11 protein-coding genes and 1 pseudogene are annotated in these 15,339 nt (G+C 72.8%); 10 read left to right on the forward strand and 2 right to left on the reverse strand.

The window, feature by feature from the left end; genetic code table 11:
- Positions 1 to 87: 87 nt before the first annotated feature.
- Positions 88 to 1,185, reverse strand: coding sequence for an alpha-hydroxy acid oxidase (locus tag AOK22_RS17410; RefSeq protein ID WP_055699589.1), 1,098 nt, complete (start codon positions 1,183 to 1,185; stop codon positions 88 to 90).
- A gap of 94 nt (positions 1,186 to 1,279) precedes the next feature.
- Positions 1,280 to 2,380: a 4-hydroxyphenylpyruvate dioxygenase gene (gene hppD, locus AOK22_RS17415; protein WP_055699585.1), complete on the reverse strand. Its 1,101-nt coding sequence runs from the start codon at positions 2,378 to 2,380 to the stop codon at positions 1,280 to 1,282.
- A 339-nt stretch (positions 2,381 to 2,719) separates the two neighbouring features.
- Here hppD and AOK22_RS17420 point away from each other — a divergent pair, with 339 nt between their 5' ends.
- From AOK22_RS17420 to AOK22_RS17460, 10 genes and pseudogenes are all read left to right on the forward strand, one after another.
- A complete protein-coding gene (locus tag AOK22_RS17420) occupies positions 2,720 to 3,913 on the forward strand; it encodes a prephenate dehydrogenase (protein ID WP_063795284.1) in 1,194 nt (397 codons plus the stop codon).
- 199 nt (positions 3,914 to 4,112) lie between these two features.
- Positions 4,113 to 5,063 (forward strand): annotated as a pseudogene (locus AOK22_RS43995) (alpha-hydroxy-acid oxidizing protein); the annotation flags it as partial.
- 6 nt (positions 5,064 to 5,069) lie between these two features.
- A complete protein-coding gene (locus AOK22_RS44000) occupies positions 5,070 to 6,467 on the forward strand; it encodes an aminotransferase-like domain-containing protein (RefSeq protein ID WP_425264040.1) in 1,398 nt (465 codons plus the stop codon).
- A gap of 128 nt (positions 6,468 to 6,595) precedes the next feature.
- Entirely contained in the window at positions 6,596 to 7,837 is a 1,242-nt protein-coding gene (dpgA, locus tag AOK22_RS17430; RefSeq protein WP_079036636.1) for a 3,5-dihydroxyphenylacetyl-CoA synthase DpgA, read from the forward strand.
- Between the two features lie 14 nt (positions 7,838 to 7,851).
- Positions 7,852 to 8,538: an enoyl-CoA-hydratase DpgB gene (gene dpgB, locus AOK22_RS17435; protein ID WP_055699586.1), complete on the forward strand. Its 687-nt coding sequence runs from the start codon at positions 7,852 to 7,854 to the stop codon at positions 8,536 to 8,538.
- A gap of 8 nt (positions 8,539 to 8,546) precedes the next feature.
- On the forward strand, positions 8,547 to 9,953 hold the full coding sequence (gene dpgC / locus AOK22_RS17440; RefSeq protein WP_079036638.1) for a (3,5-dihydroxyphenyl)acetyl-CoA 1,2-dioxygenase DpgC: 1,407 nt from the start codon (positions 8,547 to 8,549) through the stop codon (positions 9,951 to 9,953).
- 12 nt (positions 9,954 to 9,965) lie between these two features.
- A complete protein-coding gene (locus AOK22_RS17445) occupies positions 9,966 to 10,781 on the forward strand; it encodes an alpha/beta fold hydrolase (protein ID WP_055699587.1) in 816 nt (271 codons plus the stop codon).
- A 96-nt stretch (positions 10,782 to 10,877) separates the two neighbouring features.
- Complete coding sequence (locus tag AOK22_RS17450) at positions 10,878 to 11,102, forward strand: MbtH family protein (protein ID WP_055699593.1); 225 nt, start codon at positions 10,878 to 10,880, stop codon at positions 11,100 to 11,102.
- Between the two features lie 75 nt (positions 11,103 to 11,177).
- Positions 11,178 to 13,367, forward strand: a complete 2,190-nt coding sequence (locus AOK22_RS17455; RefSeq protein ID WP_425264041.1) for an ABC transporter ATP-binding protein — start codon at positions 11,178 to 11,180, stop codon at positions 13,365 to 13,367.
- 457 nt (positions 13,368 to 13,824) lie between these two features.
- Positions 13,825 to 15,147 (forward strand): sensor histidine kinase, encoded by a 1,323-nt coding sequence (locus AOK22_RS17460; protein ID WP_079036639.1) that lies wholly within the window; start codon positions 13,825 to 13,827, stop codon positions 15,145 to 15,147.
- Positions 15,148 to 15,339: the final 192 nt, after the last annotated feature.

Genomic DNA, 15,339 nt, shown 5'->3' on the forward strand with positions numbered 1-15,339 from the left:
ACGATTCTAGGCCGCGGCGGGTGAGCGGCGCCTCCGCGGGCCCCGTGGCCGCGCGTCCCCGGCGCCGCCGCCTCGCCGTGCCCTCCGCTACGCCCCCGGCAGCGCCTCCCGGTGCACCGTACGCAGCGCCCCCGCGTCCGCCACGTCCGGGCACCCCGCGAGCCCCAGGGCGTCCCGGAACTCCTCGGCGAGCAGCTCCAGCACCCTCCGCACGCCCGTCTCGCCGCCCACGGCGAGACCCCACAGCGCCGGCCGGCCCACCAGCACCCCGCGCGCGCCGAGGGCCAGCGCCCTCAGCATGTCCGTGCCGCTCCGGATGCCGCTGTCGAGCAGCACCTCGCACCGGCCGGACAGGGCCGCGACCACCGCGGGCAGCGCGTCGACGCTCGGGACGGCGCCGTCGAGCTGCCGGCCGCCGTGGTTGGAGACCACGACGGCGTCGACGCCGCACTCGGCGGCGCGCACCGCGTCCTCGGGCGACAGGACGCCCTTGAGCACCAGCGGCAGCCGCGTCCGCTCGCGCAGCGCGGCCACGGACGACCAGGTCAGGGCCGCCGAGAACGTCGCTTCGGTGTGCACGGCCAGCGCGGACGCCGCGTCCCGCGGGGTGTGGTGCGCCGCCGTGGGACCTGCGGTCAGATGCGCCGCGCGCACCTGGTCCGGCAGCGTGAACCGATTGCGTACGTCCCGCAGCCGCCGCCCCATCCACGGGACGTCGACCGTCAGCACGACGGCCGCCGCTCCCGCGTCCTCGGCCCTGCGGACCAGGTCGAGGGCGCGGCCCGGCTCGCGCAGCCAGTACAGCTGGAACCAGACCGTCCCGCCGATCTCCGTGAGCCGCTCGACGGGGACGCTGCTGAGCGTGCTGACGGTGAACGGCACGCCCGCGTCCCGCGCGGCGCGGGCGGCCGCGAGTTCGCCGTCGGGGTGCACCAGGCGCTGGTACGCGACGGGCGCGACCGCCACCGGCATCCGGGCGGGCCGCCCGAGCAGCGTCGTCCCCGTCGCGCACCGCGACACGTCACTGAGCACGCGGGGCACGACGAAGACCCGGTCCAGGGCGGCACGGTTGGCGGCGAGCGTCGTCTCGGCCCCGCTGCCTCCAGCGACGAAGTCCCGTACGGCGACGGGCAGGACGGCGGCGGCCGCGCGCTCCGCGTCGGCCACGCAGCGGATGTCGGCCAGGTCCCGGAGGCCGCCTGCCGCGCATCGCGTGCCGTCCGCCGGAGCCGTGCCGTCCGCCGGCGCCGTGCCACCGCCGGCCGCCACCACCGCCGGGTCAGCGCTGATGGAATCCACGCTGCCTCGTGCGTTCCAGCTCCACGGCCTCGTAGAGCGCCTTGATGTTCGCGCTGCCGAAGGTCGCGGCGCCGTGCCGCTCGATGACCTCGAAGAACAGCGTGCCCCGCGGATGCGCCGAGGCGGTGAAGATCTGGAAGAGCTGGCCGTCGTGGTCCTCGGCGGCCAGCACGTTCGTCGCCCGCAGGTCCTCCAGGCGCTCCGCGCTCAGGTCGACCCGGCGGCCGAGCAGGTCGTAGTACGACGACGGCGTGTGCAGGAAGGTGACGCCGCGCGCGGACAGGGCGCGCACCGACCGGACCGCGTCGCGCGCCGAGAACGCCAGGTGCTGGACGCCCGGACCGTGATGGTCCTTCAGGAACTCGTCGACCTGCCCCGAGGCGGCCGAGGTGTCGGGCTCGATGAGCGTGAGGGTGACGGTGCCCGAGCGGCTCTGCACGGCCGTCGACTCCATCGCCTGGGCGCCGACGACGATGCGCTCCTGGAAGATGTCCCGGAAGCCGAGCGTGCGGCAGTAGTAGTCGACCATCGGCGCGAGATCGCCGCCGTTGAGGCACACCGCGATGTGGTCGAGCTCCAACAGGCCGACGTCGTCCGCCTGTTCCCCGGCCGGGTCCACCGGAGTGAAACCGGCGGGCATGCCGAGGCCCTCGTCGGGGTCGCGCTGGACGAGCGTGTGGACGGTGTCCCCGAAGCCGCGGACCGCGGCGGTGACGGCCGGGCCGCCGTCCGTGTGCCGCTCGGGGTGCCGGTGGGGGAGCGCGCCGCGCGCGAGCGCCGCCTCGAAGGCCGCCGCCGCGTCCGCGGTGCGCAGGGCGATGTCGGCGATGCCGTCGCCGTGGTCGAGGACGTACGCCGACGCGGGATGCTGCTCCGACGTCGCCTGGGTGAGCACGAGAGTGATCTGTCCGTGGCGGAGCGCGGTGCCGCGGTGCTCCGCGGACTCGCTGGTGCCGACGACGGTGAAGGCGTACCTGTCGACCCAGGAGGACGTCGCGGCGGCCAGGTCCGCCACGAACATCTCGACGTAGTCGATCGACAGATCCGCGAGCGGATCCGCTGCTTTTGATAAATCCCGCATGAATGTCTCCAGATCCGGAGAGAAATGAGCGTCTGGACTCTACGAGCCCGATCTCCGGTCTGGCTATCGGGAATATGGACGCCGGTCCGGGGTTCCGTACTTCTCGCCGACCCATTCCCGTGTCCAGTTCTGCTGTCCAGTTCCGGTGTCCACTTCTTCGGTTCGGATCCGGCGTGCAGTTCCGGTGTCCAGGATTTCTGTCCAGTTTCGCTGTCCTGTTCATCTGTCCAGGAAATCCCGACGGAACTCCGGCTCCTGACAGTCGGAAGTCCCGCCGCATAAAATCGGCGGGATTCTCGGTTGTTGGTCGACGGCCTCGTGAACGGGTGATGATCAGTGATGCGCACCATGGCCGTCATCGGCACGGGCCTGATCGGGACCTCGGTCGCGCTCGCCGCGAGCCGGCGCGGGATGACCGTGTTCCTCATGGACCGGGATCCCGCCACGGCCCGCACGGCCGCCGCCCTCGGCGCCGGCCGCGCGACGACGCCCGGCGAACCGGTCGACCTCGCGGTGATCGCCGTCCCGCCGAGCCACGTGGGCGCCGTGCTCGGCGAGTCGCAGACGCGAGGCCTGGCCCGCAGCTACACCGACGTGGCGAGCGTGAAGGCCGAACCGGAGCGTGCCGCGCTGAGCGGCGCCCCCGACCCGGCGCGCTACATCGGCGGACACCCCCTGGCGGGCCGCGAGCGCTCCGGCCCGCTCGCGGCCCGCGCCGAGCTGTTCCAGGGCCGCAACTGGGTGCTCACACCGTCCCGGCTGACCTCGGACGAGGCCTTCAACCGGGCCCTGGAACTGGTCGCCCTGTGCGAGGCCGTGCCGGTCGTGATGCGCAGTCAGGACCACGACGCCGCCCTGGCGGTGACCTCCCACGTGCCGCACCTCATGGCGAGCCTGATGGCGGCCCGGCTGCGCGAGGGCCCTGCCGAGCTGTCCCGCGTCGCCGGACAGGGGCTGCGCGACGCCACCCGCACCGCCGGCGGCGACTCGCGGCTCTGGGGCGACATCGTGCGCTCCAACGCCCCGGCCATCGCGGGCGTGCTCAAGGACCTGCACACGGACCTGTCCCGCCTCGTGCCCGCCCTCGACGCGCTCGCGCGGCCCGGCGGCGTGGACCGCGACCACGGCATGCGGACGCTCGTGGACCTCCTGGACCGCGGGGCCTCGGGGGTGGCGGGGATCCCCGGGCCCCGCCACCGCGCCGCGCCCGGCGACCCGCGCGTACGCGTGGTCGTCCCGGACCGGCCCGGCGAGCTGGCGCGGCTCCTGGCCGACGTCGCGGAACTCGGCGTCGTGGGCGAGGACGCCGTCGTCGACACCGGCGGCGAGGCGGGCCGTACGGGCGGCGGGCTCACCGTGCGGTTCACCGTCTCGCCGACGCTCGCCGACCGGATGACGGCCGAACTCGGCGCCGCGGGCTGGGACGCGGTGCGCGAGCGGGCCGTGCGACCGACGGGGCCCATGGGGACGACGGAATCGACGGGCCCCATGGGGACGACGGGACCGACGGTGCTCCCGGTCGGAACGTCGTGACGAGCGCGCCACGGTGTTTCCGGTGCGCGTGAAAGCGGGGTCGAAAGCCTCCGCTTCCACTGAAGCGCCGGGTACGTTCAGACTTGTCCAAGTGTGCGATTCGGACGGTTGGACGACGTTGTCGCACTGTCGTGATTCATGTGAGTCTGAGCGCCAGAAACCACATTCCCGATAACTTCCGGACGCCTGGGGGAAATCCATGGCGGAACAGATCGCCGACGGGTCCGCGCGGAGTGCGCGCGACGGCCACCTGAACACGGATTCCGTGCCGGGCAATTCATCGTCGGCGGAGGAACGTACGACGGGTGATCGGCGTGCCGCGCCCGACGAGCGGGTGCCGGGCGACGCCCACGCCTCCGCCGCGAACCGCGAGGCATTCGAGCGCACGGGGCTGCGGCAGGGCGGTCCGGGCAACCCCGGACCGCCCGACACCGCCGTGAAGATCCTCGACCGCGGCTGGTCGGCGCCGCTGGTCGTCGGACCGCTCGCCGCACCGGCGCGCCCCGGCGGCGAGTTCGCCGTCGTGCAGGCCGCGGGGTCGGCCGGGCTCCCGGCCGTCGTCAGCGCCTTCGCCGAGCGGTCCTTCACGGAGCTCTCCGCCACCGCCGACGTCCCGCTGTGGCTGCGTACGTACGCCTTCCGGGACCCGGAGACCGGCAGGCGCCTGGCCGCACGGGCCGAGGACGCCGGGTTCGGGGCGCTGCTCCTCGGCCTCGGCGGCCGCGACGACGTCCTGCGGCGCGTCGCCGCGCCCGCCAACCTCGACACGCCCGGCCCGGTCGCCGACGTCCGCTCGCTCCTCGCCGAGCGCACCGACTGGGACGACGTCGCCCGGCTGCGCGACGCCACCGCGCTGCCGCTGCTGGTCGCCGGTGTCGGCACGCCCGCCGAGGCACTGCGTGCCGTCGAGACCGGCGCAGACGGGATCGTGGTCACCGACCTGGACGCCCTCGCCGAGATCGCGGCGTCCGTCGCCGACCGGTGCCCCGTGCTGCTGAGCGGTGGCGTGCGGCGTGGCGCCGACGTCCTGACGGCGCTCGCCACGGGCGCCGACGCGGTCTTCGCGGGCCGCCCGGTCCTGGACGGCCTGCGGGCCGGCGGACGCGCGGGCGTGGCGGAGGCGCTGGACGGCCTCGTGCGCGAACTCGCGGAGGCGATGACGTTCACCGGCGCCGGCACCGTCGCGGACATCGGCCCCGGGCTGATCCGCACCGGACCGCGCCCCGTGGAGCCGGCCCCGGCGCGGACGAGCGCCGCGCGGCCGCTGCGGAAGTCCGAACTGCACGCCAGTGTCCGCGCCCCCGTCCTGGACACGATGACGTTCCTCAACGAGATCACCCACCGCTACCCGGAGGCGATCTCCTTCGCGCCCGGCCGTCCCTACGACGGCTTCTTCGACAACGAGCAGATCTTCGCGCATCTGCGCCGCTACCTCGATCACCTCGCGGAGCAGGGGAGTTCGCCGCAGGACATCCGCACCGCGATGTACCAGTACGGGCCGACGGCAGGTCAGATCCGCGAGCTCATCGCCGACTCACTGCGCGCGGACGAGCGCATCGACGTCCCCGCCGAGTCCATCGTGGTGACCGTCGGTGCGCAGGAGGCCATGCTCCTGGTGCTGCGCGCGCTGATCACCGGCCCCGACGACGTCCTCCTGGTCTCCAGCCCCTGCTACGTCGGCATCACCGGCGCGGCCCGCCTCCTGGACGTCGCGACGACGCCCGTCGAGGAGCGCGAGGACGGCCTGTGCTGCGCCGACCTGGAGGCGGCGATCCGCGCCGAGCACGCGCGCGGGCGCCGGCCCCGCGCCTTCTACGTCGTACCCGACCACTCGAACCCGTCCGGCACGACCATGAGCCGCCGGACCCGGGCCGAACTCCTCGAACTCGCCACCCGGCACGGCATCCTGATCCTGGAGGACAGCCCCTACCGGCTGGTCAGCCCCGGGCCTCCGCTGCCGACGCTGAAGTCCCAGGACCGCGCACACACGGTCGTCCACCTGGGGTCCTTCTCCAAGACGGTCTTCCCGGGCGCCCGGCTCGGCTTCGTCGTCGCCGACCAGCCCGTCGTCGACGACACCGGCCGCACCGGTCTGCTCGCCGACGAACTCGCCAAGATCAAGAGCATGGTGACGGTCAACACCTCGTCGCTGAGCCAGGCCGCGGTGGCGGGCGCGCTGCTCGCGGCGGGCGGACGGATCTCCGAGCTGAACGAGGCGGCGGCAGGCTACTACGGCGACGCCATGCGGGCCACGCTGCGGGAGTTGGACACCCATCTGCCGCGGGACCGCAGGGAGGCCCTCGGGGTGCGCTGGAACGAACCCACCGGCGGGTTCTTCCTGACCGTGCGCGTGCCCTTCCGCGCCGACAACGAAGCGCTGATCCGCTCGGCGCAGGAGTTCGGCGTCATCTGGACACCCATGACCTACTTCTATCCGGGCGGCGGCGGAGCGCACGGCATCCGCCTCTCGACCAGCTATCTGACGCCCGCTCAGATCACGGAGGGCACCGCGCGGCTCGCGCGCTTCATCGAGGCAGAGAGCGCGCGGCGCTAGCCGCGCCGCGGTGCCGAAGGGGCGTTCTGACGACAAGAGCGTTCTCACCAAAGGAGCACGACAGTGAACGGCGACATCAGCGTGCGACGACCGCGCAGCAAGCCGCGTATGTGGGGGTGGACCTTCCGATGACCATCGACATCGCAACGCCCGAGGCCCTGGACGGCCTCGCCGACCCGCGGCCGCGGGAGGCGGCGGTCCTGACCACGGGGGACCTGAGGACGGCCGCGGGCCGCCCCCGCATCCTCGGGGTGGGTACGGCCGTGACACCGACCTCCTACTCCCAGGAGGAGGTGCTCGACGCCTTCGGGATCACCGACCCCAAGGTCCGCTCGGTCTTCCTCAACAGCGCCATCGAGCGCCGCAACCTCGCGCTGCCGCCCGAGGACGCCGACGGCGTGCGGGCCTCGGAGCCGCAAGGGGACCTGCTCGACAAGCACAAGCGCCTCGCCCTCGACATGGGCGCCGAGGCCCTGCGCGCCTGCCTCAAGGCGGCCGGGGCCGAACTCGCCGACCTGCGCCATCTGTGCTGCGTGACCTCCACCGGACTGCTCACCCCCGGCATCAGCGCCCTGCTGATACGGGAGTTGGGCATCGACCGGCACTGCAGCAGGGCCGACATCGTCGGCATGGGCTGCAACGCGGGGCTCAACGCCCTGAGCCTGGAGACCGGTTGGGCCACGGCCCACCCCGGCGAACTCGCCGTCGTGCTCTGCGTGGAGGCCTGCTCCGCCGCGTACGCCGTCGACTCGACGATGCGCACCGCCGTCGTCAACAGCCTCTTCGGGGACGGAGCGGCGGCCGTCGCGCTCCGCGCCGACCCGGTGCGCGACCCGAGCGGGACGCCGGCCGCGGCCGAGGGAACAGCCGCGTACGACGGGACGGCTCGGCGCGAGCAACGCGGGGAGACGGTCTTGGCGGCGGAAGCGGGCCCGACCGTCCTGAAGTTCGCGAGCTGCATCATCCCCGACGCCGTCGACGCCATGCGCTACGACTGGGACCGCGAACAGAGCCGGTTCAGCTTCTTCCTCGACCCGCAGATCCCCTACGTGGTGGGCGCGCACGCCGAGATCGTCGTCGACCGGCTGCTTTCGGGCACCGGCCTGCGCAGGAGCGACATCCGGCACTGGCTGGTGCACTCCGGCGGCAAGAAGGTCATCGACGCCGTCGTCGTCAACCTCGGCCTGACCCGCCACGACGTGCGCCACACCGTCGGTGTGCTGCGCGACCACGGGAACGTGTCCAGCGGCTCGTTCCTGTTCTCGTACGAACGCCTCCTCGAAGAAGGCGTCACCCGGCCCGGCGAGTACGGAGTGCTCATGACCATGGGACCGGGTTCCACGATCGAAACGGCGCTCATCCGATGGTGAGGACACAAGGGCCCATGGAACCGTTGCACACACTGGAACTGGACGGCTCACGGCCGTTGTCCGCGGCGACCGTCAAGAGCGTCGCCGCCCTCTGCGACCGCGCCGAGGACGGGGGCGAGGAGGGCATCGGCGTCGCCGTCGTCCACGTCGGCGGCGCCCCGGACGCCCACTGGACCAGCGGACTCGACGTCATGCTGGTCACCAAGTGGGAGCGCGTCCTGCGCCGCTTCGAGCGGCTGCCCGTGGCGTCGGTCGCGGTGGCCCACGGCGACTGCGGCGGAACGGCGCTCGACGCGTTCCTCGCCGCCGACCTGCGCGTGGCCGCCCCCGACACCCGCTTCCTCGTGCCGCGCGACGCGGGCGCGACCTGGCCCGGCATGGCCGGCTACCGCCTGGTCCAGCTCGCCGGCGCCGCCCGGGTCCGCGCGGCCGTGCTGTTCGGCCGCCCGATCACGGCCACCGAGGCACGGAGCCTCGGCATCGTCGACACCGTCGCCGACGACCCGGCCGCCGCCGTCGCCGACGCGGCGGCGCTGACCGGCGGCCTGTCCGGCAAGGAGCTGGCGATCCGCAGGCAGCTGCTCTTCGACGCCACCACGACCAGCTTCGAGGACGCGCTCGGCGCGCATCTCGCCGCCTGCGACCGCGCCCTGCGACAGCCCGCCGCGACGGCACCCGCGCAGGAGGCCGAGGCCTCGTGACGACGATCGTGCCCGCGCGGCAGGGACAGCCGGGGGAGTCGGGGGAGGCGGGGCGCGACGCGCGCCCGGCCTCCCCCGGGCCCGGGGACGTCCGGGACGCCTGGTCGCGCCTCGCCGCGTCGTCCGGTGCCGTCGCCCGCGTCGACGACCTGCTCGCCGCCCTGCCCGACCCCCTCGCCCGCACCGCGGGGCAGCGGGCCGAACTGGCCGCCGCCCAGGACGCGGCCCGCGCGCTGCGGACCCGCTTCCTCGACGCGCACGCCGACGCCGTGTACGCCCTGCTGACCGAGGACCGCACCGTCGACCTGCGGATCGACGAGCTCCTCGAAGCCGCCGCCGGCGCCCTGCCCGGACTGGTGCCCGACGCCGCCCTGATCGCCGCCGAACGCGGCCGCGTCCAGGCCGACAAGGAGGGCCACGAGATCGACCAGGGCATCTTCCTGCGGGCCGTGCTGCGCTCGCCGTACGCGGGATCGCATCTGCTGGACGCCATGCTCCGGCCGACCCCGCGCGCCCTGGCGCTCCTGCCGGAGTTCACCCGCACCGGACTCGTGGAGACGGAGTCGGTGCGCCTGGAGCGGCGCGACGACGGCGTGGCCCGGCTGACCCTGTGCCGGGACGACTGCCTCAACGCCGAGGACAGCCGCCAGGTCGACGACATGGAGACCGCCGTCGACCTCGCCCTGCTCGACCCGGCCGTCCGCGTCGGACTGCTGCGCGGCGGGGAGATGACCCACCCCCGCTACCGCGGCAGGCGCGTGTTCAGCGCGGGCATCAACCTCAAGAGCCTCAGCTCCGGCGACATCCCGCTGGTCGGCTTCCTGCTCCGCCGCGAACTCGGCTATCTCCACAAGCTCGTCCGCGGTGTTCTCACCGACCATCCCGGCCAGTGGCACTCGCCGCGGGTCGAGAAGCCGTGGGTCGCCGCCGTCGACGGCTTCGCGATCGGCGGCGGCACCCAGGTCCTGCTGGTCTGCGACCACGTGCTGGCCGCGTCGGACGCCTACTTGAGCCTGCCCGCGGCTAAGGAGGGCATCATCCCCGGCGTCGCCAACTTCCGCTTCACGCGGTACGTGGGGCCGCGCCCGGCCCGCCAGGTCATCCTCGGCGGGCGCAGGATCAGGGCGGCCGAGCCCGACGCACGGTTCCTGGTCGACGAGGTCGTCGAACCGGAGGACATGGACGCCGCCGTCGAGCGGAGCCTGGCCCGCCTCGACGGCGCCGCGGTGCTCACCAACCGGCGGATGCTGAACCTCGCCGAGGAACCACCGGACGCGTTCCGCGCCTACATGGCGGAGTTCGCGCTCCAGCAGGCCCTCCGCATCTACGGCCAGGACGTCATCGACAAGGTGGGCCGGTTCGCCGCCGCACGGCCGGCGCCGCCCGACGAAGCCGCCGCGGCCGCCCGCGGCTGAGGGGACACCGCGATGCCGATCGCCCGGGTCAACGGAATCGGGCTCAACTACGACGAGTACGGCACCGGAGACCCGGTCGTCATGGTCACCGGCACCGGCGCCCCCGGCCGGATGTGGCGCACGCACCAGGTGCCCGCCCTGACGGTGGCGGGCTACCGGGTCATCACGCTCGACAACCGGGGCATCCCGCCCAGCGACCCCTGCCCGGACGGCTTCACCCTCGCCGACATGGCGGCGGACGTCGCCGGCCTCATCGAGAGCCTGGGCGTGGGCGCGTGCCGGGTCGTGGGCTACTCCCTCGGCGCGATCGCCGTCCAGGAACTGCTCCTGGCCCGCCCCGACCTCGTACACCAGGCCGTCCTCATGGCCACCAGCGGCCGCACGGACGCGCTCACCGCCGCCATGACCGCCGCCGACATCGAACTCAGCGACGGCGACGGCAAGTTGCCGCCACGCTTCGCCGCGTACGTACAGGCACTCCAGAACCTCTCGCCGCACACGCTGGGCGACGAGGAGCGGCTGCGGGACTGGCTCGCGGTCTTCGAGATGTCGGCCGTCGACCGGTCGGGCGTGCGCGGCCAGCTCGGCCTCCAGCTGATCCCCGACCGGCTGTCCGCCTACCGGCGCATCAGCAGGCCGTGTCTGGTGATCGGCTTCCAGGACGACCTCGTCATCCGCCCGCAGCGGTCCCGCGAGGTCGCCGAGAGCATTCCCGGCAGCACCTACGCGGAGATCCCGGGGTGCGGCCACTACGGATATCTGGAGAATCCCGCGGCCGTGAATTCGGCGATCACGGATTTCTTCACCGGCCAACAGCCGCGCCCTTGACGGCGGTTCTCCTGGACGGCCTTGTCGGCCCAGAAACGTCCCGTTAGCGTGAAACACGTCCTGCCAGTGACACGATAGAAAACGATCGGAGTGGACATGCCGAACCCGTTCGACGACGAAAACGGCACCTTTCTGGTTCTCGTCAACGACGAGAACCAGCATTCGCTCTGGCCGGCCTTCGCCGAAGTGCCCGCCGGGTGGCAGACCGTGTTCGGGGAAGACACGCGCAAGGCCTGCCTGGAGTACATCGAGGAGCACTGGAAGGACATGCGACCCAAGAGCCTCATAGCCGAGATGGAGAAGTTCGAAGCCGCCGGCTAGCCGGCCGCCACCCGGCAATCACAACGAAAACAGGAGGTTTTCGTGGCAATACTCGGCGGACCGGGGCCGGTATTGATGCGCGGTATGGGGCCGGACGACGAGTCCGTGACCAGGCAGCAGATAAAGCCCGGCACGGCACAACGAATCCTCCCCTACGCGAAACCGTACCGACTCAAGATCGTGCTCCTCCTGGCCGTCACCGCGCTGAACGCGGGCAACGTGGTGGCCACGCCCATCCTGTTCAAGGCCCTCATCGACAACGGCATCATGAAGGGCGACACCTCGGTGGTCGTCTGGATCTCCGTCGTGGTCGCCGCGCTCGCGCTGCTCAGCGCGGGCCTCGGCTTCGCGGAGGCCTGGTACTCCGGGCGTGTCAGCGAAGGTCTCATCTACGACCTGCGCACCAAGATCTTCGACCATGTGCAGCGCCAGCCACTGGCGTTCTTCACCCGCGCCCAGACCGGCTCCCTCGTCAGCAGGCTCAACACCGACGTGGTCGGCGCCCAGCAGGCGGTGACCTCGCTCCTGTCGACCGTCGCGTCCGCCGGACTGACCCTGGTCCTCGTCCTCGGCGCGATGTTCTACCTGTCCTGGGTCGTCACCCTGGTCTCCCTGATCGTGATCCCGCTGTTCATCCTGCCGGGCCGCCTCGTCGGCCACCGGCTCCAGCGGATCATGCGCGAACACATGCAGGTCAACGCCGAGGTCGGCTCGTTCATGCACGAGCGCTTCAACGTGACCGGCGCGCTGCTGGCCAAGCTCTACGGCCGCCCCGCCGCCGAGACCGGCATGTTCTCGGGACTGGCCGCCAAGGGACGCGACCTCGGCATCCTCGCGGCCGTGTACAGCAAGCTGCTCTTCCTGTCGATGACGCTCGTGGGCGCCCTGGCCATCGCACTCGTGTACGGCGTGGGCGGCGGGCTCGCCATCGACGGCACGTTCCAGATCGGCACGCTGGTCGCCCTCGCCACGCTGCTCACGCGGCTGATGGGGCCGATCAACCAGCTCGCCGGAGCCCAGGCGAGCGTGCTGACCGCGCTCGTCAGCTTCGACCGGCTCTTCGAGATCCTCGACCTCAAGCCGCTGATCTCCGAGAAGCCCGGCGCGAAGCCGCTGCCCGCCGCGACGGCCACGGTCGACGCACGGACGTCCCCGGACGCCGCCAAGGGCGCTCCCGACGACACCCGTCGGGCCCCGGAGATCCAGTTCGACGGGGTGTCCTTCCGCTACCCGAAGGCCGCCGACGTCTCGCTCGCCTCACTGGAGTCCATCGCCCTGCCGATGCAGGAGCGCACCCAGAACACCTGGACCCTGCGCGACCTGAGCTTCACCGCGCCGGCGGGCAAACTGACCGCCCTGGTCGGCCCGTCCGGGGCCGGCAAGACGACCATCACCCACCTGGTGCCGCGCCTCTACGACCCCGTGGAGGGCGCCATCCGGATCGGCGGACAGGACATCCGCGACGTCACGCTGGAGTCGCTGAACCAGACCGTCGGCATGGTCACCCAGGACGCGCACCTCTTCCACGCGACCATCCGCGACAACCTCACGTACGCACGGCCCGGCGCGACCGAGGAGGAACTGGTCGAGGCGTGCAAGGCGGCCCAGATCTGGGAGCTGATCGCCTCGCTGCCCGACGGCTTCGACACCGTCGTCGGCGACCGCGGCTACCGGTTCTCCGGCGGCGAGAAGCAGCGCGTGGCCATGGCCCGCCTGCTCCTGAAGGCCCCGCCGATCGTCGTGCTCGACGAGGCCACCGCCCACCTGGACTCCGAGTCCGAGGCCGCCCTGCAACGCGCCCTGAAGACCGCGCTGCGCGGACGCACCTCCCTCGTGATCGCCCACCGGCTCTCCACGATCCGCGACGCCGACCAGATCCTGGTCGTCGACAAGGGCCGGGTCCAGGAACGCGGCACGCACGAGGAACTGATGCTGCTCGACGGGCTGTACGCGGAGCTGTACCGCACACAGTTCTCCCGGCAGCCGTCCACGAACGGCGACGCGCCGGTGCCCGAGCCGGTCGGCGGCCCGCCCGGACCCGTCCTGCACGGCGGTGCCATGCAGGCCGGACCGCCCGGCGGCTTCCCGGGCCCCGGTGGCCAACGCCCGGCCCCGGGGGTGTACTTCGCCCCGCCCGGCGCGGGACCCGGCGGACCGGGTGGCGGTCCCGGTGGCCCGGGAGGACCCGGAGGCCCGGGCGGCCCCGGACCTGGACCCGGCTACGGTCCGGGCCCGGGTGGTCCGCCGCCCGCGGACCCGGGGTGACGGTGACGCCTCGGGACGCCTCCACCGGGCACCCGTACAACTCACCATGAACCACCACGGATCACGGCATCCGCGACGCGGCTTCACGCGTCGCGGATGCCGTGCTGCCGGTTCCGGCCCGGCACGGACGGCGCGGCGGTAGCCTGGACGGCGTATGCGTTTCGCGCAGGGCCGCGGCGGACCGTGACCAGTGTGGTGACCCCAGCTCGACCGGCCTGGTCAGCCATGATCCGCTCCCGCCGCCCGCCCCTGCCGGTCGCGACGCACCGAGTACGGGTCGTTCGGGCCGTCGAGGCCCTGGGGATCGTTCGGGGGGTGAGCGGTGAGGGGCCCACGAGTACGCCGACATCGACATCCCGTCACGCATCCGAGCGGTCGCCCCGCGCCCCGGGACCACCGTGCCGGCGCCCGCGACCGACCCCGGGTACCGGATCCGACGATGTGATGTGAGATGCCGATGCGTCTGCCCAGCTCGTCCCGCGCGGCCCGGTTCCGGGCCTGGGCCGTCTCCCGCCTCCTGCCCAAACGGGTCCGCATGCGGCTCACGCTGCTCTACGGATCGCTGTTCGTCCTCTCCGGCGCGGTCCTGCTGACGATCACCTACCTGCTCGTCAGCCGCTCCAACGGCATGTTCGTCTTCAGCCGCGACCGGTCCGGCGGACCCGCCGACGCGGGCGTCCACATGTACGAGGGAAGCAGCTCGTCGGCCGTCCTGAACCGCTTCGCCGAAGCGCAGCGCGAACAGGCCATGCGCCAGCACGACCTGGAGATGAACCGCCTGCTCATCGAGTCGGGCGTCGCCCTGGCCATCATGTCGGTCATCGCGATCGGCCTCGGCTGGTTCGTCGCGGGCCGCGTCCTGCGGCCCCTGCGCACCATGAACACCACCATCCAGCGGATCTCCGCGCACAACGTGCACGAACGCCTCGCCGTCGAGGGCCCGGACGACGAACTGAAGGGTCTGGCCGACACCGTCGACGGACTCCTGGGCCGTCTGGAGGGCGCGCTCGACTCCCACAAACGCTTCGTGGCCAACGCCGCCCACGAACTGCGCACACCCCTGACCGTCGAACACGCGCTCCTGGAGGAGTCGCTGATCGACCGCGACGCCACCGTCGACTCGTTCCGCTCCAACTTCGAGCGGCTCCTGGTCCTCAGCCAGCAACAGGCGCGCCTCCTGGAGTCGCTGCTCACCCTCTCCAGCAGCGAACGCGGACTCGACCGCCGCGAACCGCTGGACCTGGCGGAGCTCGCGGGCAAGGCGGTGCTCGGCTGCCGCGAGAAGGCGGAGCAGGCGGGGCTGCGGCTGGACGCCGCCACCGGACCCGCCGCCACCCGGGGCGACAGCGCCCTCGTCGAGCGCCTGGTCGCCAACCTCCTGGACAACGCCATCGGTTACAACGTGCCCGACGGATGGGTGAGCATCGCGACCCGCGTCGAGGGCGAGCACGGCGTCGTCCGCGTGAGCAACTCCGGCATCGTCGTACCGCCCGACCGGGTGGGCCGCCTGTTCGAGCCCTTCCAGCGGCTCGACCGCACGGCGGGCGACGGCCACCACGGCCTCGGCCTGTCGATCGTGCGCTCCATCGCCGCCGCCCACGGCGCGACCCTGAACGCCCACGCGAGGCCGGGAGGAGGCCTGGTCGTGGAGGTCGGCTTCCCGCTGGAGTCGACGGACCGGCCGTCCGCCGCCCACCACGACGCGTCCGCCGGACAGCTCGGCGGACCGCCCCAACTGCCCCCGGAAACCGTGACGGTCGGCACGGCGGGCCCGCGTTAGTCCTCGTCGGCGACGATTCCCCGAAGGCGCCACCGCGGACGGTCGCGCCATTTTCCCCCCGGGCATAGCATCGAATTCACCGCGTATGTTCCGCGCCCGCCCGCCGCGCGTCCAAGTGCGCAAACCGCGCGGTTGGACACCGGTTGGACGGCTCGGAATCCAGTGCCGGAAATGAGTACGGTCCTGAGGCGT

The organism is Streptomyces silaceus (assembly GCF_001419745.1).
GTDB classification, from domain to species: Bacteria; Actinomycetota; Actinomycetes; order Streptomycetales; family Streptomycetaceae; genus Streptomyces; species Streptomyces silaceus.

Excerpts from the sequence above, each read along its gene's own strand:
- AOK22_RS17420 (WP_063795284.1), top strand. The coding sequence starts at position 2,720 with ATGCGCACCATGGCCGTCATCGGCACGGGCCTGATCGGGACCTCGGTC.
- dpgA (WP_079036636.1), top strand. The coding sequence starts at position 6,596 with ATGACCATCGACATCGCAACGCCCGAGGCCCTGGACGGCCTCGCCGAC.
- AOK22_RS17450 (WP_055699593.1), top strand. The coding sequence starts at position 10,878 with ATGCCGAACCCGTTCGACGACGAAAACGGCACCTTTCTGGTTCTCGTC.
- AOK22_RS17445 (WP_055699587.1), top strand. The coding sequence starts at position 9,966 with ATGCCGATCGCCCGGGTCAACGGAATCGGGCTCAACTACGACGAGTAC.
- hppD (WP_055699585.1), bottom strand. The coding sequence starts at position 2,380 with ATGCGGGATTTATCAAAAGCAGCGGATCCGCTCGCGGATCTGTCGATC.
- dpgB (WP_055699586.1), top strand. The coding sequence starts at position 7,852 with ATGGAACCGTTGCACACACTGGAACTGGACGGCTCACGGCCGTTGTCC.
- AOK22_RS44000 (WP_425264040.1), top strand. The coding sequence starts at position 5,070 with ATGACGTTCACCGGCGCCGGCACCGTCGCGGACATCGGCCCCGGGCTG.
- AOK22_RS17455 (WP_425264041.1), top strand. The coding sequence starts at position 11,178 with ATGCGCGGTATGGGGCCGGACGACGAGTCCGTGACCAGGCAGCAGATA.
- AOK22_RS17460 (WP_079036639.1), top strand. The coding sequence starts at position 13,825 with ATGCGTCTGCCCAGCTCGTCCCGCGCGGCCCGGTTCCGGGCCTGGGCC.